General features: G+C 69.0%; 17 protein-coding genes. 9 read left to right on the top strand and 8 right to left on the bottom strand.

Annotated elements, in window-relative coordinates; translation table 11 throughout:
* Positions 1-72 precede the first annotated feature (72 nt).
* Both GGQ69_RS15275 and GGQ69_RS15270 read left to right on the top strand, forming a co-directional pair.
* Complete coding sequence (locus GGQ69_RS15275; protein ID WP_183530102.1) at positions 73-1326, top strand: aminopeptidase P family protein; 1254 nt, start codon at positions 73-75, stop codon at positions 1324-1326.
* A 128-nt stretch (positions 1327-1454) separates the two neighbouring features.
* A complete protein-coding gene (locus tag GGQ69_RS15270) occupies positions 1455-2258 on the top strand; it encodes an IclR family transcriptional regulator (protein ID WP_183530100.1) in 804 nt (267 codons plus the stop codon).
* A 295-nt stretch (positions 2259-2553) separates the two neighbouring features.
* Here GGQ69_RS15270 and GGQ69_RS15265 read toward each other — a convergent pair whose 3' ends face one another.
* On the bottom strand, positions 2554-3324 hold the full coding sequence (locus GGQ69_RS15265; protein ID WP_183530098.1) for an N-carbamoylsarcosine amidohydrolase: 771 nt from the start codon (positions 3322-3324) through the stop codon (positions 2554-2556).
* A gap of 365 nt (positions 3325-3689) precedes the next feature.
* Here GGQ69_RS15265 and GGQ69_RS15260 point away from each other — a divergent pair, with 365 nt between their 5' ends.
* Entirely contained in the window at positions 3690-5066 is a 1377-nt protein-coding gene (locus GGQ69_RS15260) for an MFS transporter (protein WP_183530096.1), read from the top strand.
* A gap of 83 nt (positions 5067-5149) precedes the next feature.
* Here GGQ69_RS15260 and GGQ69_RS15255 read toward each other — a convergent pair whose 3' ends face one another.
* A complete protein-coding gene (locus GGQ69_RS15255) occupies positions 5150-5938 on the bottom strand; it encodes an IclR family transcriptional regulator (protein ID WP_183530094.1) in 789 nt (262 codons plus the stop codon).
* A gap of 799 nt (positions 5939-6737) precedes the next feature.
* Between GGQ69_RS15255 and GGQ69_RS15250 the strand changes: the two genes are divergently transcribed.
* Together GGQ69_RS15250 and GGQ69_RS15245 are read left to right on the top strand one after the other, a co-directional pair.
* On the top strand, positions 6738-10604 hold the full coding sequence (locus GGQ69_RS15250; protein WP_183530092.1) for a hydantoinase B/oxoprolinase family protein: 3867 nt from the start codon (positions 6738-6740) through the stop codon (positions 10602-10604).
* Between the two features lie 166 nt (positions 10605-10770).
* Positions 10771-12138 carry an MFS transporter gene (locus tag GGQ69_RS15245; RefSeq protein WP_183530090.1) on the top strand — a complete coding sequence of 456 codons (1368 nt, stop codon included), beginning with the start codon at positions 10771-10773 and terminating at the stop codon, positions 12136-12138.
* A 170-nt stretch (positions 12139-12308) separates the two neighbouring features.
* On the opposite strand, the gene GGQ69_RS15240 is transcribed toward GGQ69_RS15245, so the two are convergent.
* Entirely contained in the window at positions 12309-12968 is a 660-nt protein-coding gene (locus GGQ69_RS15240) for a GntR family transcriptional regulator (RefSeq protein WP_298044021.1), read from the bottom strand.
* A 109-nt stretch (positions 12969-13077) separates the two neighbouring features.
* Positions 13078-13701: a DUF4126 domain-containing protein gene (locus tag GGQ69_RS15235; RefSeq protein WP_183530088.1), complete on the bottom strand. Its 624-nt coding sequence runs from the start codon at positions 13699-13701 to the stop codon at positions 13078-13080.
* A 168-nt stretch (positions 13702-13869) separates the two neighbouring features.
* Here GGQ69_RS15235 and GGQ69_RS15230 point away from each other — a divergent pair, with 168 nt between their 5' ends.
* From GGQ69_RS15230 to GGQ69_RS15220, 3 genes are read left to right on the top strand one after another with little or no spacing between them, the layout of a single operon-like run.
* The gene (locus GGQ69_RS15230; RefSeq protein WP_183530086.1) at positions 13870-14370 is read left to right on the top strand and encodes a hypothetical protein; all 501 of its coding nucleotides are present in this window, start codon (positions 13870-13872) and stop codon (positions 14368-14370) included.
* A 1-nt stretch (position 14371) separates the two neighbouring features.
* On the top strand, positions 14372-15217 hold the full coding sequence (gene thiD, locus GGQ69_RS15225; RefSeq protein ID WP_183530084.1) for a bifunctional hydroxymethylpyrimidine kinase/phosphomethylpyrimidine kinase: 846 nt from the start codon (positions 14372-14374) through the stop codon (positions 15215-15217).
* A 45-nt stretch (positions 15218-15262) separates the two neighbouring features.
* Positions 15263-16000, top strand: coding sequence for a DsbA family protein (locus tag GGQ69_RS15220; protein ID WP_183530082.1), 738 nt, complete (start codon positions 15263-15265; stop codon positions 15998-16000).
* Positions 16001-16018: 18 nt separating this feature from the next.
* Here the strand turns inward: GGQ69_RS15220 and GGQ69_RS15215 are convergent, their stop codons facing one another.
* The 3 genes from GGQ69_RS15215 to GGQ69_RS15205 form a co-directional block, all read right to left on the bottom strand.
* Positions 16019-17263: a CynX/NimT family MFS transporter gene (locus GGQ69_RS15215; protein WP_183530080.1), complete on the bottom strand. Its 1245-nt coding sequence runs from the start codon at positions 17261-17263 to the stop codon at positions 16019-16021.
* A 333-nt stretch (positions 17264-17596) separates the two neighbouring features.
* A complete protein-coding gene (locus GGQ69_RS15210) occupies positions 17597-18784 on the bottom strand; it encodes a sensor histidine kinase (RefSeq protein WP_183530078.1) in 1188 nt (395 codons plus the stop codon).
* 6 nt (positions 18785-18790) lie between these two features.
* Complete coding sequence (locus GGQ69_RS15205) at positions 18791-19012, bottom strand: hypothetical protein (protein ID WP_183530076.1); 222 nt, start codon at positions 19010-19012, stop codon at positions 18791-18793.
* A gap of 97 nt (positions 19013-19109) precedes the next feature.
* On the opposite strand from GGQ69_RS15205, the gene GGQ69_RS15200 reads away from it, so the two are divergent.
* Positions 19110-19793, top strand: coding sequence for a response regulator transcription factor (locus GGQ69_RS15200; protein ID WP_183530074.1), 684 nt, complete (start codon positions 19110-19112; stop codon positions 19791-19793).
* A gap of 111 nt (positions 19794-19904) precedes the next feature.
* On the opposite strand, the gene GGQ69_RS15195 is transcribed toward GGQ69_RS15200, so the two are convergent.
* The gene (locus GGQ69_RS15195) at positions 19905-21185 is read right to left on the bottom strand and encodes a Y-family DNA polymerase (protein WP_183530072.1); all 1281 of its coding nucleotides are present in this window, start codon (positions 21183-21185) and stop codon (positions 19905-19907) included.
* Positions 21186-21218: the final 33 nt, after the last annotated feature.

Raw genomic sequence — 21218 nt, 5'->3', positions numbered from 1 at the left:
GGCAAGACCCCATCAGACCGTGAAGAACCACGGATCCCGCCGCACCGCGGCCCCTGACCCAAGGAGATCCCCATGACGACCACCTCGAACGCCGTGAACTCCGTCTCCGAGCTGGAGCGACTGAAGACCCTGCACAACGGAGAGAAGCAGCAGCTGACCTTCTCCGACGCCGAGTTCGAGCGCCGCCTGACCGGCCTGCGCCAGATCATGGCCGAACAGGGCATGGACGCCGCGATCCTCACCAGCTACCACGGCATCAAGTACTACTCCGACTTCCTCTACACCACCTTCGGCCGCAACTACGCCCTGGTCGTGACCCAGAACGAGTCGGTCACGGTCACCGCCAACATCGACGCCGGCATGCCGTGGCGCACCAGCTACGGCGACAACATCGTCTACACCGACTGGAAGCGCGACAACTTCTACTACGGCCTGCAGGAGGCCCTGCGCCGCGCCGGCGTCTCCGCGCAGCGCATCGGCGTCGAGGACGACGCCCTGCCGCTGATGGTCCGCCAGCGCATCCAGGACGCGTTCCCCGGTGCCGAGCTGACCGACGTCTCCGTGCCCGCGATGCGCCAGCGCATGATCAAGTCCGCCGAGGAGATCGAGGTCATCAAGCACGGCGCCCGCATCGGCGACCTGGGCGGCGAGGCCATCAAGGCCGCCATCCGCGAGGGCATCACCGAGTACGAGGTCGCCCTGATCGGCACCGAGGCCATGACCCACGAGATCGCCCGGACCTTCCCCCACCGCGAGGTCCGTGACACCTGGGTCTGGTTCCAGTCCGGGATCAACACCGACGGCGCCCACAACTGGGCCACCACCCGCAAGCTGCAGCGCGGCGACATCCTGTCCCTGAACTGCTTCCCGATGACCTCCGGCTACTACACCGCCCTGGAGCGCACCCTGTTCCTCGGCGAGCCGGACGAGGCCAGCCTGCACCTGTGGAACGTGAACGTCGAGGTGCACCGCCGCGGCCTCGAGCTCATCAAGCCCGGCGCCGTCTGCAAGGACATCGCCGCCGAGCTCAACGAGATCTACATCGGCTACGGCCTGCTGCCGAACCGCACCTTCGGGTACGGTCACTCCTTCGGTGTGCTGTCCCACTACTACGGCCGCGAGGCCGGCCTGGAGCTGCGCGAGGACATCGAGACCGTCCTGGAGCCGGGCATGGTCGTCTCGATGGAGCCGATGATCACCGTGATGGACGGCGAGCCCGGGGCCGGTGGCTACCGCGAGCATGACATCCTGGTGGTCGGCGAGGACGGCGCCGAGAACATCACCAAGTTCGGCTTCGGCCCGGAGCACAACATCATCGACGCCTGACCCGCACGACGATCCGCTCTCCATGAGGGGGTGGCCGGACCGGAAGCACTTCCGGTCCGGCCACCCCCTCTGCGCATCCGCCCACCCCGCCCCCGACCCGCACCCCGTCACCCGATCCGAGGAATGACATGACCCCCGCATCCGACGCCCCGTCCGCCACGTCCGCCTCCGAGAACGGGGCCCGCGGCGCCTCCGTCATCGTCAACGTCCTGCAGGTCATCCGCTGCTTCACGTCGGACGAGCCACTGCAGGGCGTGACGGAGATCGCCGCCCAGGTCGGCCTCCACAAGTCCAGCGTGTCCCGCATCCTCGCCACCCTCGAACAGGAGCACGTGGTCGAGCGTGACGAGGCGTCACGGAAGTACCGGCTGGGCCTGGGACTGATCGCCGTCGCCGGCCCCCTGCTCGCCAACCTGGACGTCCGCCGGGTCGCCATGGAGGACCTGCAGACCCTGCGGGAGGTCACCGAGGAGACGGTGGCGCTGGCCATCTGGGACGGCTCCGCGGCCGTGACCGTCGAGCAGGTCCCCAGCCCCCAGAAGATCAAGCACACCTCGGCCATGGGAAGCCGCTACAGCACCGGCCTGAGCGCCAGCGTCCAGGTGCCCCTGGCCCACATGGACCCTGACCACGTTCGCCAGCTCCTGGACGACTGCCCCATCCGGCTCGACGGCCACATCACCCCGGACCAGTACCTGGAGCGCCTCGCGGACGTCCGCCGCAACGGGTACGCGGTGAACTACGGCGAGACCTCCGATGATGAGGTCGGCGTCGCGGCCCCCGTGTTCGACCACCGGGGCGAGGTCGTTGCCACCATCCTGGTGGCGGCCCCGCGCTACCGGGTCCCGGAATCCGCCCTGCCGCAGCTGACCCGGGCCTGCACCACTGCAGCCCGGCGTGTCTCGCAGCGCCTCGGGGCCCCCGTCAGCTGACATGCTCCCCGCCCGGGGGCATCACCCGCCGGACCATCGACCGGCACGACGCGCTCACCGGTCGACTCCGCGCAACCCGGAGGCGGTGCCGGCCCTGCACCGGAGGACACCCCGTGCAACCGGGTGCGCCCGCCACCGTGAGCGGAAGCCAGGGACCTTCCTACCCGGGGACCTTCGCGCCCGGCATCATCTTGCCCGGACACATGCGACAGTCCGGCACCCACTGAGGGGTACCGGACTGTCATCGGCGCGGCCCGGGAACGCCGGGCCGCAGGACTTCCACGGCGGGTGGGGCTCAGGCCGGGTCCGCGGGGGCCTCGACCTCGGGCTGGGGATCCGAGAGGGTCTTCGGGACCGTGTCCTCGAACTGCGGAAGCTTGTTCAGGTACTCCACCACCGAGTCCGTGGACTCCACGTCTCCGAACTTGTTGTCGATGTCGTAGAGGTTCCACTGCACCACGCCCGGGACCCGGTCGCCGATGGTCTCCCGGGGGATGATCGGGCGGAAGCCCTTGGCGATCGCGTCCTCGACGGTGTGGCGCACGCACCCGGCGGCGGTCGCACCGGTGACGATCAGGGTGTCGATGCGGTTGGAGGTCAGGAAGAGCTCGAGGTTCGTCCCCGGGAACGCCGAGGCGCGGTTCTTCTCGATCACGACCTCGCCGTCCGCGGGTGCGATGCGGTCGTCGATCTGAGCCCAGTAGGAATCGGCCGGCAGGGTCTCCACGGGGATCTTCGAGTACCACAGGCCCATGTCGTTCGTGCCGGAGGTGGCGTCGCGGTTGCGGTACACGTTCGTGGTGTAGAAGACCGGGACCCCCTTGGCGCGGGCGGCCTCGTTGATCCGCTGGACATTGGGGATGATCTCCTCCATGCCCGGGCAGCTGAACGGGTGGCCCGGGCGGGTCCAGGCGTTCGCCAGGTCGATGTGGATCACGGCGGGACGGTTGCCGTAGCCGATCCGGCGCTTGAAGCCGCGGTCGTTGTAGATACTCGTGCCGGCCTCGAACGCCTCCTCCAGCACTGCTGCAAGACGGGCTTCGATGTCGTTGGACGTGATGGTCATGGTTCTCTCCAGTCTCACGGATGGTTGTTGCTAGACGAGCAACTGGGTTGCTGTGGTAGGTACTGTAACCCATGGATTGGTCCAGCACCAGAGGTCCGGGAAGGCAGTTTCTTCTTGGACCGACTGCTTCAAGAACGCAGGCCCGGGCACGCAGCTCACCTCGTCCTGCACGCCCTCGGCAATAGCGCCTCTCGCTGGACATCACCGTGAAACAGGACGGACACAGACCGCGATTAGCCTTCGACCATCCATTGCGCGTTGCAATGTTCGTAACTAGATTGCTCACCTAGCAACTCCTGGTGATCCAGATCACTCTCCGCGCACGGTGCGCGACCGGACCCACCTCCAGAGACAAGGACCCCGTCATGAGAGCCCCGAACGCCCCCACCCACGCCACCGACTCCGCAGCCGGGCCCCCGGACGCTCTCGAGAAGGTCAGCCCCGCGCACCTGCGCAAGGTCGTGAGCGCATCCTTCGCGGGCACGGTCGTCGAGTGGTTCGACTTCGCGATCTACGGCTATATGGCCACCCACATCGCGGCGACCTTCTTCAACTCCACCGACCCGGTGATCGGTCTGCTGGAGACCTTCGCGGTCTTCGCCGTGGCCTTCGCCCTACGCCCCCTCGGCGGGATCATCTTCGGCCGGCTGGGTGACAGGCTGGGCCGCAAGAAGATCCTCGTCCTGACCGTCCTGTTGATGTCCGGGTCCACGGCGGCCATCGGCCTCATCCCCGGCCAGGAGGCGATCGGCATCTGGGCCGCCGTCCTGCTCGCGGTGGCCCGCTGCGTCCAGGGCCTCTCCGCCGGCGGAGAGTACGCCGGCGCCACCATCTACGTGGTCGAGCACAGCCCGGACCGCCAGCGGAACCGTTATTCCAGCGCCATGTCCGCGGCCACCTTCGTGTCGTTCGCCCTCGCCGCGGGGCTGGGCGCACTGCTCAGCACCGTGCTCCCGCCCTCCGCGATGGGCGACTGGGGATGGAGGATCCTGTTCCTGCTGTCCATCCCGATGGGCCTGATCGCCTTCTACATCCGTTCCAAGCTTCACGAGTCCCCCGAGTTCCAGGCCATGGTGGAGGAATCGGCCCACCGCCCGACACCGACCCTCGGTCAGGTCATGCGCACGCAGTGGCCGCAGATGCTCAAGCTGGGCGGGTTCGTCATGCTGACCGCCCTGTCCTTCTACATCTTCTCCACCTACATGGCCACGTTCCTGACCCAGGTGGTCGGCCTGCCCCAGCACCTCGCCCTGCTCTCCAGCCTCATCTCCCTCCTCTTCGCCACGGCCCTGTCCCCGGTGATGGGCCGCGTCTCGGACCGGCTCGGACGCCGGCGCACCATGCAGCTGGCCGCAACGCTGCTCGTCGTCCTGACGATCCCGGCGTACATGCTGGCAGAGATGGGCACCCTCGGCAGTGCCGTGGCCAGCCAGTTGCTCATCGCGACCGGCGCCGTCACGGCCAACGTGGTGACCTCCGTGCTGATCTCGGAGATGTTCTCCACGGACGTGCGGTACACGGCGTCCGGGATGAGCTACAACATCACCTACGCCGTGTTCGGCGGCACCGCCCCCTACCTCGCCACGTGGCTGGTGGCGTCCACCGGCAACTCCCTCGCGCCCGCCATCTACGTCTCCATCGTGGCCGCCGTGTCCCTCATCGTGGTCTCGGCCTTCATCAGGGAGACCGCCGGGCGTCCCCTGCGTCGCTTCCATGACGACCCGGTGGCAACAGGCTCCTGACCACCGACCGCTCGAACCCGACGAGGCCGCCGCGCCGCAGGCCGGGACCTGCGACGCGGCGGCCTCTCACCGTCACGGGCCGGTCACCTGCTGCCCAGGCGCGCGGAGACCCGCTCGGCGGCCCGCAGCACGGCGTCCCGCAGGAGGGGCTGGCTCGCCTTGAACTGCACCCGCGACCGCGGTGCACTGGCGGTGATGCAACCGACGGCCTGGCCTCGGTAGTCCCGGATGGGCGCGGAGACGCCGTACTCCTCGAAGGTGGTCTCACCGTCATTGACGGCGAAGCCCTGGTCCCGGACGGTTCGCAGGTGCTCATGGGCCGGGTCGTCGAGCCCCCGGTAGCTGTCCCGCTGGATGATGCCACCCGAGAGCAGGCGGCCGACCTCCTCCGGCGGCAGTTCGGCCAGGAACACGCGGACGGACGAACTGGCGAACTTGTTGTAGCGCGTGCCGATCGAGGCGCTGTGCTTCACCTGGTGCGGACTGGCCGTCTGCTCGACCACGATCGCATTGGTGCCGTTCCAGACGGCGATCGCGGCGGTCTCGTCAGTGGCCTCGGTCATCTCCTCCAGGTGCGGCACCGCCGCCCTGCGCACGTCGAGCTCGGCCAGCAGCGGACCCGCCAGGCCGATCATCCCCAGGCCGAGACGGTAGCGCCCGGAGTCCTCATCGCGCTGGACATAACCGGATTCCGTCAGGCCGGCGAGCATCCGGGACACGGTGCTCTTGTGCAGTCCGACGAGTTCGGAGATCTCCGTGACCCCGAGCAGCGGACGCGGGGTCGCGGAGAAGGCCTCCAACACCGCCAGTCCATTCAACAGTGACGCGGCCGCACCCTGCGGCTTGTCGCCCTGTGACTGGGTTCCCGGCATGACTTTCCTCCCCGGGCGAGTGCACCATGCCTCCGCCGCCTGTCCGTGAACATGCTAGGCGATGCCATCGCGTCCCGACGTGGCCCAGAACGGACCCGGCGGATCCGGCACCGCGACCGACGCGGCGGCTGAATTCGCGCTGGCGGTACGTCTCGGCGCCGGCCTCGAAGACCCGTCCCAGCAGGGACTCGACATCAACGTCCGACTGCCCGCGCTTCACGGGCATGACCATGATGACACCTGGAGGCCAGGAGAGTCGCGAAGAGCCGGCATCGGGACGATTAACCGTGAGACGTTGCTGATTGATCAATATCGTTGCTCAAAAAGCAACTTAGATCTCTTGCCTCGAAGATCCCTGAGGGCTCAGCCGACCAGACCCTCCGCGCCCCGGCCCCGTCACGCCACGCGCCTCGACCCCCTGCCACCCCCGGGCATTCCGCGTCATGAACCGGAAACACGGACTTAATCCCCCAGGTCTTGCGGGCCGGTTGCTACGAGAGAAATCTTGGTGTCGTCACTGCAACAACAATCAGCCCGCACCGTCAGCTTCCTCCCGCGACCGCAGGACGACTCACGGCCCGTACCTCACCGAAAGCGAGATGCACTCAGCCATTGCACGTTGCTCTAGATGGAACTACATTGCTATCCAAGCAACGGCGAGTGATTCAGATCACAGCATGCTTCAGGGCAGGCCCGGGCCGTCAGGTCCGCTCACCGCCTGGGGTGGAGACCCACTCCACCTCTCGAACCCACCCTCCGCCCCCAACGAAGTCCCGAGCTCCTCTCGAAAGGACCCATCATGAAGCGCATCGGAGTAGACGTCGGCGGTACCTTCACCGACCTGTATTTCTCGGACGACGACCAGCGCATCGCTGTCGTCGAGAAGGTTCCATCGACCCCGCACGACCCGTCCGAGGCGGTCGTCTCCGGCATCACGTTGCTCTGCGAGAAGGCCGGGGTGTCGCTCGCGGAGATCGACCAGGTGGTGCACGGGACCACGGTGGCCACGAACACCGCCCTGACGCATACCGGTGCCGAGGTCGGGATGATCACGACCGAGGGCTTCCGGGACATCCTGCACATCGCCCGCCACAAGAAGCCGCACAACTTCTCCCTGCAGCAGGACCTGCCCTGGCAGACCAAGCCGCTGATCAAGCGCCGCCACCGGCTCACGGTCAAGGAGCGCGTCACCGCGCCCCATGGTGAGGTGCTGGTTCCCCTGGACGAGGACGAGGTCCGTGAGCGCGTCCGCGAGCTCAAGGCGGCCGGTGTCCAGGCCATCGCGGTGTGCCTGCTGCACTCCTACCTGAATCCGGTCCACGAGCGGCGTATCGGGGAGATCGTCAACGAGGAGTTCCCCGAGGCGTTCCTGTCCCTGTCGAGCGACATCGTGCCCCTGTACCGGGAGTACGAGCGGTTCTCCACCACCGCCCTCAACGCCTTCGTCGGCCCCCGGGTGTCCGCCTACCTGCACCGCCTGCACGATGAGGTCACCGCCCTGGGCTACCAGCGGGAGATCCTGCTGATGCAGTCCTCCGGCGGCATGGTGCCCATCCGCGAGGCGGCCAAGCGACCGGTCACGCTGATGATGTCCGGTCCGGTCGGTGGCCTGATCGGTGGCATGTGGTCCGCCAAGCAGTCCGGCTTCGACAACGTGGTCACCCTGGACATCGGTGGAACGTCCGCAGACATCGGCGTCGCGTACCAGGGTGAACTGCGCATGCGTCACCTGCTGGACACCAAGATCGGCGACCACCAGGCCATGGTGCCCATGGTGGACATCGACACCATCGGTGCCGGCGGCGGGTCCATCGCCTACGTCGACGCCGGCGGCGTCTTCCGCGTCGGTCCCCAGTCGGCCGGTGCGGTCCCGGGACCGGTCTGCTATGGCCGCGGCGGGACGGAACCGACGTCGACCGACGCACAGGTGCTGCTCGGCCGGATGCGCCCGGACCGCATGCTGGCCGGCTCCGGCCTGGACATGGACCTCGACGGTGCCCGCACCGCCATGGAGGGACTGGCCGAGAAGCTGGGCATGTCCGTGGAGGAGGCGGCCCTCGGCGCCCTGCAGATCCAGAAGTTCGGCATGACCCAGGCCATCGAGCAGAACTCCGTACGTCGCGGCTACGACCCGCGCGACTTCACCCTCGTCGCGGCCGGTGGTGCCGGTGCGCTGTTCGCCTGCGAGATCGCCGCCGAGCTCGAGGTGCCGAACGTGCTGGTCCCTGCCCACCCCGGCATCATCGCCGGCATCGGCCTGTTGGCCACCGACGAGCAGTACGAGTTCGTGGCCACCAACCGCTTCCGCTTCGCGGACGCCGATCCGGCGGCCATCCAGGCGTCCTTCGACCAGCTGGAGCGGGAGGCCAATGCCCAGCTGGACGCGGAGGGGGTCCCGGCCGAGCGGCGCCGGATCGACTGGCTGGCCGACGCCCGCTACGAGGGTCAGGGGTACGAGATCCGCTTCGACGTCCCCGAGGGCCCGGTGACCACCGCCTGGCTGGACCAGGCCGAGGCAGCCTTCCACGACGCCCACTTCGAGGAGTACGGTCACCGCTTCAAGGACGGCTCCGTGGAGGTCATCAACATCCGCGTGGAGGCCCGCGCCGTGATGGACGACCTGCCGACCCCGACCCCGACCCGCTCGGGCTCACTGGCCGATGCCCTCGTGGAGACCCGCCCGGTGACCTTCGACGTGGACGGTACGCCGACCACAGTGGACACCGGCTTCTACGACCGGGAGAAGATGGGCGTGGGAACCACCTTCGAGGGACCGGTCGTCATCGAGCAGTATGACTCGACGGTCGTGGTCCCCCCGGGCTTCACCGGGACGGTGGACGAGGCCGGCAACCTGGTCATCGCCTGCCCGGCCGGCACCGAGACGGCTGAGAAGCTGGCCACCCCGATCCTGATGCGCGTGATCGGCGGCGGCCTGAACTCCGCGGCCAAGGAGATGGCCTCGGTGCTGTTCCGCATGGCCTACTCCTCGATCATCCGCGAGTCCGAGGACCTCGGGGCGGGACTGTTCGACAAGGACGGCAACGTGCTGGCCGAATCCGATTCCACGCCGATGTTCATGGGCTCCATGCCCAAGATCGTCAAGGGCGTGATCTCGGTCCTGGGTGACGACATCCACGAGGGCGACGTCATCCTGCACAACGACCCCTACCTGGGAGCGACCCACTCCCCCGACGTGGCGATCATCGAACCGATCTTCCATGAGGGGGAGCTCGTGGGCTTCGCCGGGGCCTCGGGGCAGCTCATCGACAACGGCGGTGCGTTCTCCGGGTTGATGGTGGACATCCAGGACGTCCAGTCCGAGGGCACCATCTTCCGGGCCGTGAAGGTCTACGAGAAGGGTGTCCGCCAGGAGTCCCTGATCCGGCACATCCTCAACAACACCCGGACGCCCACCTCCAACGAGGGTGACTTCCAGGCGATGATCGCCGCGTGCGACCTGGCCAAGTCCCGTTACCTGGCCCTCGTGGACCGGTACGGCATCGGCGCCGTCCAGGACGCCGGCCAGAGCTGGATCGACTACTCCGAGCGGATGCTGCGCCAGGAGATCGCCAAGATCCCGGATGGCGTGTACGAGACGGAGGTCGGGTACCTGGACGACGACGGCCGCAACTACGGCAAGAAGCTGCCGATCGTCGTGAAGGTCATCGTGGAGGGTGACGAGATCACCTATGACCTCACCGGTTCCTCCGAACAGGTCCCCACGGCCTACAACTGCGCCTTCGAGGGCACGACGGTCTCGGCGTTCACGTTCATCACCCGCATGATGTTCCTGGACGAGGTCGCCTTCCCGGTGTTCGTGCCGCAGAACGAGGGAATGCTCAAGCCGCTGAAGGTGATCGCCCCGGAGGGCACCATCTTCAACCCGAAGTACCCCGCGGCCACGTTCTCCCGGTTCTCCCAGGTGCAGCGCGCCGTCGACCTGGCCCTGCGGGCCCTCGCCCCCGTCATCCCCGAACGCGTCACCGCCGGCAACTCGGCCCACATCCACTTCATGTCCTACTCCGGGTGGGACGAGAAGCAGGGCGAGTACTGGGTGTACCTCGAGGTCAACGAAGGCTCCTATGGCGCCCGCTCCACCAGTGACGGGCCGGACTCGGTGGACAACCTCATCGCCAACACCCGCAACAACCCGATCGAGGAGCTGGAGTGGCGGTTCCCGATGCGCACCGACCGCTATGAGCTGCGCGACGAACCGGCAGCCGCCGGCGAGTTCCGCGGTGGCATCGGCATCGTGCGGGAGAACACCTTCCTGACGGACACCGTGGTCACCTGCGAGGGTGAACGCCACGAGTCCGACGCCCCCTGGGGCGCCCAGGGCGGCCATGACGGCCTCAACGCCTCCCTGGTGAAGAACCCCGGCCGGGACGGTGAGGAGTCCTGGCCGTCCAAGGTCACCGGCTGGCAGCTGAAGGCCGGGGACTCCCTCCAGATCACCGTCCCCAGCGGCGGCGGTTTCGGGGATCCGCTCACGCGTGATCCGCTGAAGGTCCTCGAGGACGTGCTGGACGGTTTCACCACCGCCGAGGCCGCCACCCGGGACTACGGCGTGGTCCTCAAGGACGTCAACGGCCAGCTCACGGTCGACCTGACGGCCACCGCCGAGAGGCGGGAGCGGCAGGGCGCGCGCCTCAGCTCCGTCTCCTGACCTGACGCACCACCACGGAGGGGGCGGTCCAGGACCGGTCAGTCACGTACCGGTTCCGGATCGTCCCCTTCGTGCTCCCTGCCCTCGGAGTCGCCCCGACGGCAGCCCCCTCCCCACCCGCTGTCCCCTCACCCCTCCTGCTGTCCTCCTCCCCCAAGGAACCGTCATGACCACTACCCAGACCCTGCAGGCCGACTCCACCGACATCACCCCCAAGGACGTCCGGCTGGCCACGTGGATCTGCTTCTTCGCGTGGACCTTCGCCGTCTATGACTTCGTCCTCTTCGGAAACCTCCTGCCCCAGCTGGCCTCGGACCTCGGATGGACGGCTGCGCAGTCGACCGAGATCAACACCTGGGTCACCGCCGGCACGGCGCTGGTGGCCTTCGCGATCGGCCCGATCGTGGACCGGATCGGCCGGCGCAAGGGCATCCTCATCGCGGTTGCCGGCGCCGCCGTGGCCTCCCTGCTGACCGCGACGGTCGGCTGGGTCGCGGGAATCACCGCGGGACTGGGCATCGTCTTCCTGGTCCTCGTCCGTTCGCTCGCCGGCCTCGGCTACGCGGAGCAGGCCATCAACGCGGCCTACCTCAACGAGATGTTCGCCCACAGCCACAGCGACCCGGCCAAGGCCCGCCGCCGCGGCCTCATCTACTCGCTGGTCCAGTCCGGCTGGCCGATCGGCTCCGTGCTCGCGGCCGGGTCCGTCTACCTGTTGTTCCCGGTCGGCGGTTGGGAGCTCTGCTTCATCGTCGCCGCCGTCCCCTCGGTGTTCATCATCATCGCCGGGCGCTGGCTCAAGGAGAGCCCGCAGTTCGCCCGTCGGCACCGGATCGACCAGCTCCTCAAGTCCGGGGAGGAGACGGAGGCGCAGCGCCTGGGCGTGAAGTACGGCATCGACATCACCGCCCAGGACAGTCCCCTCGTATCGGTCTTCCGGGGTGAGTCCCTGCGGTCCACCCTGTCGATCGGCGGCGCCTTCCTCCTGAACTGGCTGGGCGTCCTGGCCTTCTCGATCCTGGGCACCTCGCTGCTGACGGCACCCGACGGCAAGGACATCGCCTTCGACAACGCGCTGCTGATCCTGATCATCTCCAATGCCACGGCCTTCGCCGGGTACCTGTTCCACGGGTGGCTGGGGGACCGGATCGGCCGCCGCAACGCGATCGGATTCGGCTGGATCCTCTGCGCCGTCTCGTTCTTCATCATGATCCAGGCACCGAGCGGGAGCTTCGCGCTCATCGTGGCGTTCTACAGCGCCGGGCTGTTCTTCCTGATCGGTCCCTTCTCGGCCCTGCTGTTCTTCACCGGCGAGAGCTACCCCGTGCACACCCGCGCCACCGGCAGCTCGATCATCAACGCGGCCGGCCAGGTCGGCGCGATCATCGGCGGCCTGCTGATCACCGCCACCCTCGCGGCCGGCAGCGGCTGGATCAATGCGGCCCTGTGGTGGGGCATCCTCCCCATCCTGGCCTCGGGACTGCTGATCTTCACGGCCCGGAACGTCGATCCCCGGACGGTCCGCACGGACTGACCCCCCGGCCATGCCACCACCCACGGCAGCCGCCCGGTGACGATGCCCGGGTCCGCACGGACCCGACAGTGGGCACGTCGTCGGGCGGCTGCCGTCCTGTGCGACCGGCCGGGTCACCATCGCCCTCCGCGATCTCGCGCGTCTCACCTGCGGACGGGGAGGGGGCCCGCTCAGTCCCGGGTGGACTCGACGATCGCCTCGGACACCGAGGCCAGGTGATCCCGCATCGCCCGCGCGGCGCCCTCCGGGTCCCGGGCACAGACGGCCTCGATGATGGCCAGGTGTTCGGGCAGGGACTGCTGGGACCGGCCGGGCCGGGCGGAGAGGCGGTACTGGAAGCGCACGGCCTGGGCCCGCAGCCGGTCGATGGTCGCCGCGGCCGTCCGCTGGCCGGACACCCGGATGAGCATGCCGTGCAGGTCGGTGTTGCCGCGCGCGTAGGCCGACTGGTCATGGTCCCGGACGGCCGCCTCCATGGCCCGCCCGATGGCCCGCAGCTCCTCGGCCTGGTCGTCGGTGATCCGCTCGGCGGCTCGCGCGGCGCACAGCGCCTCGAGGGCGGCGCGCACCTCCACGATCTCGAGGGCCTCCTCCAGGGGGACCGAGCGTACCCGGGCGCCGCGGTTCTGGATCCGCTCCACGAGCCCCTCGACCGTCAACTCACCCAGCGCCGTGCGGACGTGCCCGCGGCTGGCACCGTAGGCCTCGGCCAGATCGGCCTCGACGAGCCGCTGGTTGGGGACCAGTTCCCCGGCGGAGATGGCCTCCCGGATCCGGGCGGCCACGTCCGCCGCGGTCACCGTCGTGCCCGTCCTGGTTCCGGTCGCCACTGATGCCTCCCCACTCGTCGGCCGCGATGGCCTGGATTGTCACCAATTTTGTCACACGTCCGGCGCGAGCGCTCCCCGGGGACGGAGCGCACCGGGGTCACCCAGCCGGTCAGACGGCGAAGTACCGGTCCTCGCGGCTCATCAGGCGGTCCCGGTGACGACGGCGGAGGACCCACCGGCCGAGCAGCCACAGCCCCACCACGATCAGCACCAGCAGGATCCCCACGGACACCGGCAGGAGCACCGCCGTCAGGGCCAGAAGGATGGACGCGGTGTCCTCAGCGGTGGACAGCACCGGGGCGGCGGCCCCGGCGGTGGCGGTGTTCGCGCCGGCGCGGGTGGTGGCCTTGAACAGGTGCACGAGCAGGGCCAGCCCCGCACCGACCACCACCGGGATCCACGCCTCACCGGCGAACAGTGCACCGGGGTCCTGGACGGTGACCGTCTCCGTCCCGACCCCGGAGGCGAAGGTGATGCCGCCGGCGGCAGGCCGGATGACGGTCTGCACGGCGTCGTTGACGCTGTCCAGCACCGGGATCTTGTCCGCCACCACCTCCAGGACGAGCAGCGCCGCGAGGATCCACAGGGTGGCGTCGTGGGAGAGCCACTGCCAGGCGGTCGGCAGCTCCACCAGGGACGTGAAGCGGTCCAGCAGGCCCAGCACGAGCATGGGGATGTACGCGTTGAGGCCGGCGGCCGTGGCCAGTCCGGACCCGGTCAAGATCTCGAGCATGACTGCCCTCCGGTCGGTGCGTGGCGCGGCCGGTTCGGCCGCAACTCCAGTACAACGCCGCGCGGGCCGCAGAACTTCCCGGCCGGCGTCGTCGTCTGAGGCCACGGACCGGCCCCGACGGTAGACTGGCACGGCCCGCGCGCCCCCTGCCAGTTCTGGAGCCACCCCATGACGACCCCCATCCCGGTCAAGCCGAGCCGACGTCGGCGGAGCACGGTCCCCGCCGGGTCCCGCCCGCACCTGAGGATGTCCCTGTACGGGTTCCTGGTCGCCTGGCTGGTCCCGAACCTGCTGATGGCCGCCATCGTGCTGGTCCTCAGCCTCGTCCCGGCCCTGCAGGCCTATGGCTCCCTGACCCCGCTGCTGAGCATCGTGGGGCTGGCGGGCATGGTCATCGGCCTGCCGCTGTGCCTGCTGGTCAACTGGCTGTTCCGGTTCAAGCTCAACCAGTGGATCCACGTGCTGGGCTACGCCCTGGTGGGCATGCTCTACGGCCTGGCCGTGCTGTTCTCCGGGGTCGGCGGCCTCGTGCCCATGCTCATCCCGGTGGTCGGGTTCCCGGCGGCCGTCCTGATGGCCCTGGGCCGCGCCCTGGCCCGTCCCCTGGTCACCGTGGTCCGCCCCGGGGACGACGCCGGCCAGGCACCTGGCCCCGGGAACGGGGATTAACATGGTGCGCATGCCCACGACAGACCCGTACGACGTGCACAGCCCCGCTCTCGCCCTGACGATCGCCGGATCGGAGGCCACCGGTGGCGCCGGCGCCCAGGCCGACCTCAAGACCTTCCAGGAGCTCGGCGCCTTCGGCATGGTGGCCCTGACCTGCATCGTGGCGTTCGACCCCCAGGATGACTGGAACCATCGGTTCGTTCCCGTGGATCCCGACGTCATCGCGCACCAGCTCGAGGCGATCCAGGCCGATTACGCCGGACAGTTGAAGACCACCAAGCTCGGCATGATGGGGTCCCCGGCCACCATCTCGACCGTGGCCACCGCCCTGAGGACCCAGGACTGGGACCACGTGGTCCTCGACCCGGTCCTGATCTGCAAGGGCCAGGAGCCGGGCCACGCCCTGGACACCGACCAGGCCCTCAAGGCAGAGCTGCTGCCCCTGGCCACCTTCACCACGCCCAACCACTTCGAGTCCGAGCAGCTCTCCGGGATGACGATCGAGTCCCTGGGTGACCTGAAGGACGCCGCGAAGCGGATCCACGAGGTCTCCGGCGCCGCCGTGCTGGCCAAGGGCGGGGTCCGGTTGTCCGGACCCGACGCCGTGGACGTCTACTACGACGGCGAGACCCTCGAGGTGCTGTCAGCCCCCAAGATCGGTGAGCACGCGGTGTCCGGCGCCGGCTGCTCGCTGGCGGCAGCCGTGACCGCGGAGCTCGCCAAGGGTGCCGCTCCCCTGGACGCCGCCCGCCGCGCCAAGGAGTTCGTCACCGAGGGCATCCGCCAGCGCGTCGCCGGAAACACCCCCTTCGCCGCCCTCTGGCAGGGTGGCCTGCGGCAGTCCTGACGGCCTGGGGAATAGTGCGCCGCTGATCCTGGGTTGTGCCTGGTTGTGAAGATCGAGATTTTTTCTGACGTCGGGTGCCCCTGGTGCTTCATCGGCAAGCGCCGGTTCGAGAGGGCGCTGGAGTCCTTCGAGCACCGGGACCAGGTCGAGGTGGAGTGGAAGAGCTATCAGCTGGATCCCTCCCTGCCCGAGCATGACCACCGCAGCGAGGTGGACTACCTGGTCCAGGCCAAGGGCATGCCGCGCGAGCAGGTGACCCGCATGCTCGCGCACGTCACCGAGCAGGCACGCGGTGAGGGCCTGGAGTACGACTTCGACAACCTCGTGGTCGCGAACTCGTGGAAGGCCCATCGCGTCATCCAGCGTGCCAAGGCGGAGGGGCTGCGGACCGCGGAGGCGCTGGAGGAACAGCTGTTCCGGGCCCACTTCGAGCAGGGCCTCGACATCGGCGAAGAGCAGGTGCTGGCCCGGCTGGGCACTGCCGCGGGACTGACGCAGGCCCAGGTGCACGAGGCCCTGACCGAGGACCGGTGGGAGACCGCCGTGGCAGAGGACGTGGCCACGGCCCGTGCCCTGGGAGTCACCGGCGTCCCGTTCTTCGTTCTCGGCCGCACCTACGGCATCTCCGGGGCCCAGCCGACCGAGTTGTTCGCCCAGGCCCTGCAGCAGGCCTGGTCTGAGTTCCAGCCGCTGCGGATGGTGCAGCCCGTGACCGCCGGGACGGGCGAAGCCGCCGGTGCCGGTCTCGACGGCCAGGCCTGCGGCCCGGAGGGCTGCGCCTGATCCCGCGCCGGGGTGGTGTCAGCCGTGGTGGCGGAAGTCCAGCCCCAGTTGCCGTTCGGACAGGAAGCGCGCGGCCAGCAGGACCCCGAGCAGGGTCGCCGCACCGGTCATGATCCACGAGTAGTGCCAGCTCCCGGCCGCCGTGGCGATGGCAGCGAGGATGATCGGGCCGACGAAGTTCGCCCCGTTGTAGATCTGGACCATCAGGCCCACGACCGCAGCGGGTGACCCGTCGGGCGGAGCGATGTCCACGGCGATCCGGTTCAGCGAGGCAGGGATCAGGGCACCGACCCCGGAGAACAGCGCGACGGCCACGATCTGGACGGCAAGCCCGCCGCGCACGCCGCTCCAGTCCGGGGCGAAGGTGATCACGGAGGTCACCCCCATCGTGATGAGGCCGATGAGGATCAGTCGCCGCATCGGTATCCCGCGCTGGTGCAGGCGGCCGGTCACGATGTTGCCGACGCCGTTCAGGCCGCCGACGATGGCGGTGACGATGCCGGGCCACAGTCCCCCGACGCCGGCCTCGTCGAAGATGGTGGGCAGGAAGCCGATCACCGAACCCCATTGCAGGGTGTAGCAGGCGAACACGAGGCCGGCGATCCAGGGCGTGGAGGTCTTCACGGTGGCCAGCACCCGACGCGCGGCCAGTCGCACGTTGGCCCCACGCCCCGCCGGCGGCGGGGCGACGAACACCAGCAGCAGGGGAATCGTCGCGGCCGTGATCACGGCCATGGTGACCCACCAGGCCTGCCAGCTCACCGCGGTCAGCAGCAGGGTGGAGGTCAGGACCGCCAGGAACGTGGCGATGCCCTGGAAGGCCGCCCACCAGCCCAAGGCGATGTTCGCCCGGGCGGGGTGCGCCGTGAGGCGGATCAGCGGCGGCGCGACCACCGTGGCCATCAGGAAGCCCACGCCCTCGAGCGCGCGCGTGGCCATCAGGAACCCGGTGGAGTCCGCGAAGGCCCCGGCCAGGGAGCCGACCGTCAGCAGCGCCATGCCGATCAGCAGCGTCCGCCGCAGTCCGATCACCTCGGAGAACAGGGAGACGCCCAGGCCCAGCAGCATGGAGCCGACCTGGACGATGCCCAGGAGCACCCCGGATTCGACCAGGGTCATGCCCAGGTCCTGCTGGATGTAGGACAGCGCCTCCGGCAGCTTCCAGATGTGCATGGCCGCTGCCACGCCGGCGATGACGATCGGGACCCACGAGGAGTGAGCGCGCACCGGATGTCCGGCGGAGGCGCCAGATACGGCGTTCATTCCAGCCACTTTAACGCTGGGCCGCGATCGGCCGACGTCATACTCGGTCCGTCGGGCTCGGCAGACGTGCTGGTCAGCACCGAAGCGGGTGCGGAAGATGGGCGTTAAACACCTGAGAGGCGGTGGCATGGCCACCGCCTCTCAGCGGATTATAGGTTGGTGGGCCCGTATCCCCCCGGGCTGATTCCACCGTCCTGATCCGTGTGCACCGTCTCATGGGGCCCCTTTAGGTTATAGGCGAGCCCTAAGCCACCACCATTAGACCTTTGGCTAGACTTTCGGCGTCTTATGTGACCCACATCACATTAGGCGGCGGCCTCCTGCAGGGGCACCTCAGCCCCTGACCCGCCACCAGCTACCGTCCCGCTGTGAACTCATGGTCCCGCCGAAGGCATCGACCCGGTCGCGCATCCCGATCAGGCCACTGCCGGAGGAGTTCCAGCCTGCCCGGGCCGGCGCGCCTCGGACGGGAAGCGTGTTGTCCACGGCGAGTTCCAGCCGGTCGTCGTTGACGCGGATGCAGATCCTGCATTGGCCCCCCTCGGCCGCATGCTTGGCCACGTTCGTCACCGCCTCCTGCAGGACGCGGTACAGGGCCGTCTGCACGCTCCGTGGGATGTCCTGGTCGAGCCCTTCCGTCTCCACGTGGGTCTCGATCCCGAGACCCTCGAGCATGCGACCGAACTTCACGGCGCCGTACTCGAGGTCCAGGGCGGCCGCTCCCTCGCCGAGTTCGATCTGTGCGGCCTCCTGATCTCCGGCGACGAGGCCCTCCGCCTGGAGCAGGGACAGCATGCGGCGGAGGTCGGCCAGTGCTTCCGTGGCCGAATGCCCCACCACGTCCACGGCGTGGCGCGCGGCCTCATCCGTGCCGGCGTACTGTGCAGCACGGGTCTGCATCGAGATGATCGTGAGGTTGTGCGCCACGATGTCGTGCAGGTCCCGGGCCAGGGACTTGCGCTCCTCCTGGGCGGCCCGCGCCGCGCGCCTGGTGGCCTCCGCCACGCGCGCCTGGTCTTGGAGCCGGCGATCCAGGAGGAAACCGACGAAGTTCCCGACACCCCATCCCAGGGCGACGAAGATCAAGGCGACCCACACCACGGGTCCGAAGGTCGTTGTGGTGAAGGGAATGAGCAATGTCCAGGCCACGGACACGGCAAGGGCCACCAGGCTGAAGGACTTCTGGGCCGTGGCCGCCACGGCGCCGAGAAGCAGCGGAACCACCAGGGACGTCATCCAGAAGGCATCCAGGAGATGGCTGGCCACCAGCGCCGGGATGAGCGCGGCGAACGCGAACGTGGTCCGCGTCCAGAGAACGTAGATGGCCAGACAGTTCAGCAGGATGACCAGCGTTTGCGGGGCATCCAACGTCCCGGACCCCGTGATCGCATTCGCGAAGTCGGAGGCGAACGAAACCGTCGCGAAGAGCGAGGCCAGCACGAGCATGGCCCGGTTCAGGGGCCGGGCAGACCAAAAGTCGGCCGGCCCCACGGTGGGGCCAGCCGACTCATCAGCGGTCATGGTTGCCTAGCAGGCGCCGAACCAGCACCAGAAGACCCGCGATCCGGCGCCGAAGCCCATGGTGGACAGCTCTCCATCGGACTTGTAGGTGGGATCGACCTGGAGCTCGTGGGTGGGGGGCAGCACGACAGCTTCAGAGGTAGAGGTCTCCACGGCAGCGGCCGGGGAGACGACGAGGGCGGACGAGACGAGCACAGCGGCCATCGAGGCCATGAGAGGACGTTTCATGTCTCCATTATCAGGGTCTGACAAGCGCTTTACCAGCATGTGGCACAAATTACAGGCTCTTCAAAGGTCGGGGGTGAAGGAAGGCTACGCTTGGGCCATGCCCGACCGCAATATCGCAGTGCTCATCGTGGACGACCAGCCGCTCATGAGCGGTGCCCTGAAACTGCTCGTCGAGAACGCCCCCAACATGCACTGCGTGGGTGTCGCCGCCAACGGCGTCGAGGCCCTGGAGGCCTGTCAGGCCACCCACCCGGACGTGGTCCTCATGGACATGCAGATGCCCGTCATGGGGGGCGTGGAGGCCACCGCGCGCATCTCGGCGGAGTTCCCGGAGACCAGCGTGCTGGCCATCACCACGTTCACCTCGGAGCCGTACCTCGTGCCCGCGCTGCGTGCCGGCGCCGGCGGGTACCTGCTCAAGGACGCCGCGCCGGAGACGATCGTCAGCGCCATCCGCAGCGTGCACCGGGGCGAGTCGGTCCTCTCCCCCGCCGTGACGCGCAAGCTGCTGTCCTCCATCGAGGACGACCGCCCCTCCCTCAGCAACGGCGCGAAGCCGGGGGACCCGGACGGTTCCGAGCTGACCCCGCGGGAACTGGACGTGCTGCGGATGCTGGCGCGCGGCCGGTCGAACACCGAGATCGCGGACGAACTGCACATCTCCGAGTCGACCGTCAAGGCGAACCTCACCAAGATCCTGGACAAGCTCGAGGTGCGCGACCGCGTGCAGGCGATCATCCGGGCCGCACAGTTGGGCCTGGTCACGCTGTCCCTCGACTGACCAGCGACTCCCCGTCCGATCCCGCTTCCGTCCCTGGCCCCGGTTCCCCGCTGGGTCCCGGCCCGCCACCTGGCCCCGGTTTCCCGTGGCGGCCCCTGGGCCGGCCAGCGCTCAGGCCCTGACCACCGGCAGGTCCGAGAACCGGGTGGTGTACTGCGGCGAGGCGAACTCGCGCCGCATCGTCCACGATCCCTGCTCGCTCAGCCCACCCTGGCCCAGGCCGATCGACGTCCCGCCGAACCGGCCGCGCACCCGCTCCAGCACCGCCTCGAGGTGCCGGTCCGGTTCCTGGTCGCCGAAGCCCGCGAGCATCTCCTGCGCCGTCCCGGCCGGCTCCAGCCCGGTCAGCATCACACCGGCCCGGGTGTACGGCACGCCCTCAGTGAGCACGGAGCGCATCGCGCGCACGGCCGAGCGGGTGATGGTGACCGGGTCCGCCGTGGCCCGGGACAGGGCCACGGCCCGGGAGACCGACCCGTCCGGCCCGGTGAACCTCGAGGTCCCGGCCGTCACGGTGACCATCCGGGCCTGCTGGCCCTGCATGGCCAGCCGGGCGGCGGCCCGCTGCGCATAGACGTTCATGACATCGTCCATCTCGTCCGCGGCGGTGACCGGCCGGGAGAACGAGCGGGAGAAGATGACCTGGGTCGGACCGGCGTGCTCGTCCACGTCCGGAACGCTCGGCGTCCCGTTCAGTTCCAGCACCGTCCGTTCCAGCACCACGGAGAACCGCGACCGGATCCAGGCCGGGTCCGAGGCCCTCAGCTCCGCGATCGTGCGAATGCCCAGCCGGTCCAGTCTCTCGCCCGTCTTCCGGCCCACGCCCCAGACCTCGGTCGCCGGCAGCCCGGACATCAGCGCCTCCACCGCCCGGGGCCGCGCGGACACGGAGAACACCCCGCCGATCCGCTCGTCGTCCGGGTTGTTCTTGGCCACGTGGTTGGCGAATTTCGCCAGCGTCTTCGTGGGCGCGATGCCCACGCACACCGGCAACCCGAGGTTCCGCTGCACGGCCGCGCGGATGCGCCGCCCGGTCTCCAGCACCTGTTCCGGCGTACCGGTCAGGCCGAGGAAGCACTCATCGATGGAGTACACCTGCTGCCACGTCCCCCACCGGCCCAGCAGTTCCATCACCCGCGCGGACATGTCCCCGTACAACTCGTAGTTCGACGACCGGGCCACCAGGCCCCAGGCGGAGGCCTGCGGGGCGAGCTGGAACCAGGGCGTCCCGGTCCTCAGCCCCAGGGCCTTGGCCTCCGGGGAGCGCGCCACCACGCAGCCGTCGTTGTTGGACAGCACCACCACGGGACGCCCCTCGAGCCGCGGGTCGAAGGCCCGCTCGCAGGAGACGTAGAAGTTGTTGACGTCCACCAGCGCCATGGCCTGGGTCATCGCCGGCCTCCGTCCCGTTCCGCCCGGAACCGG

It is taken from the genome of Micrococcus sp. TA1 (genome assembly GCF_014199555.1).
Taxonomy (GTDB): domain Bacteria; phylum Actinomycetota; class Actinomycetes; order Actinomycetales; family Micrococcaceae; genus Citricoccus.
Note: the sequence above shows the minus strand (reverse complement) of the source record. Positions and strands in the feature narration are given on the sequence as shown.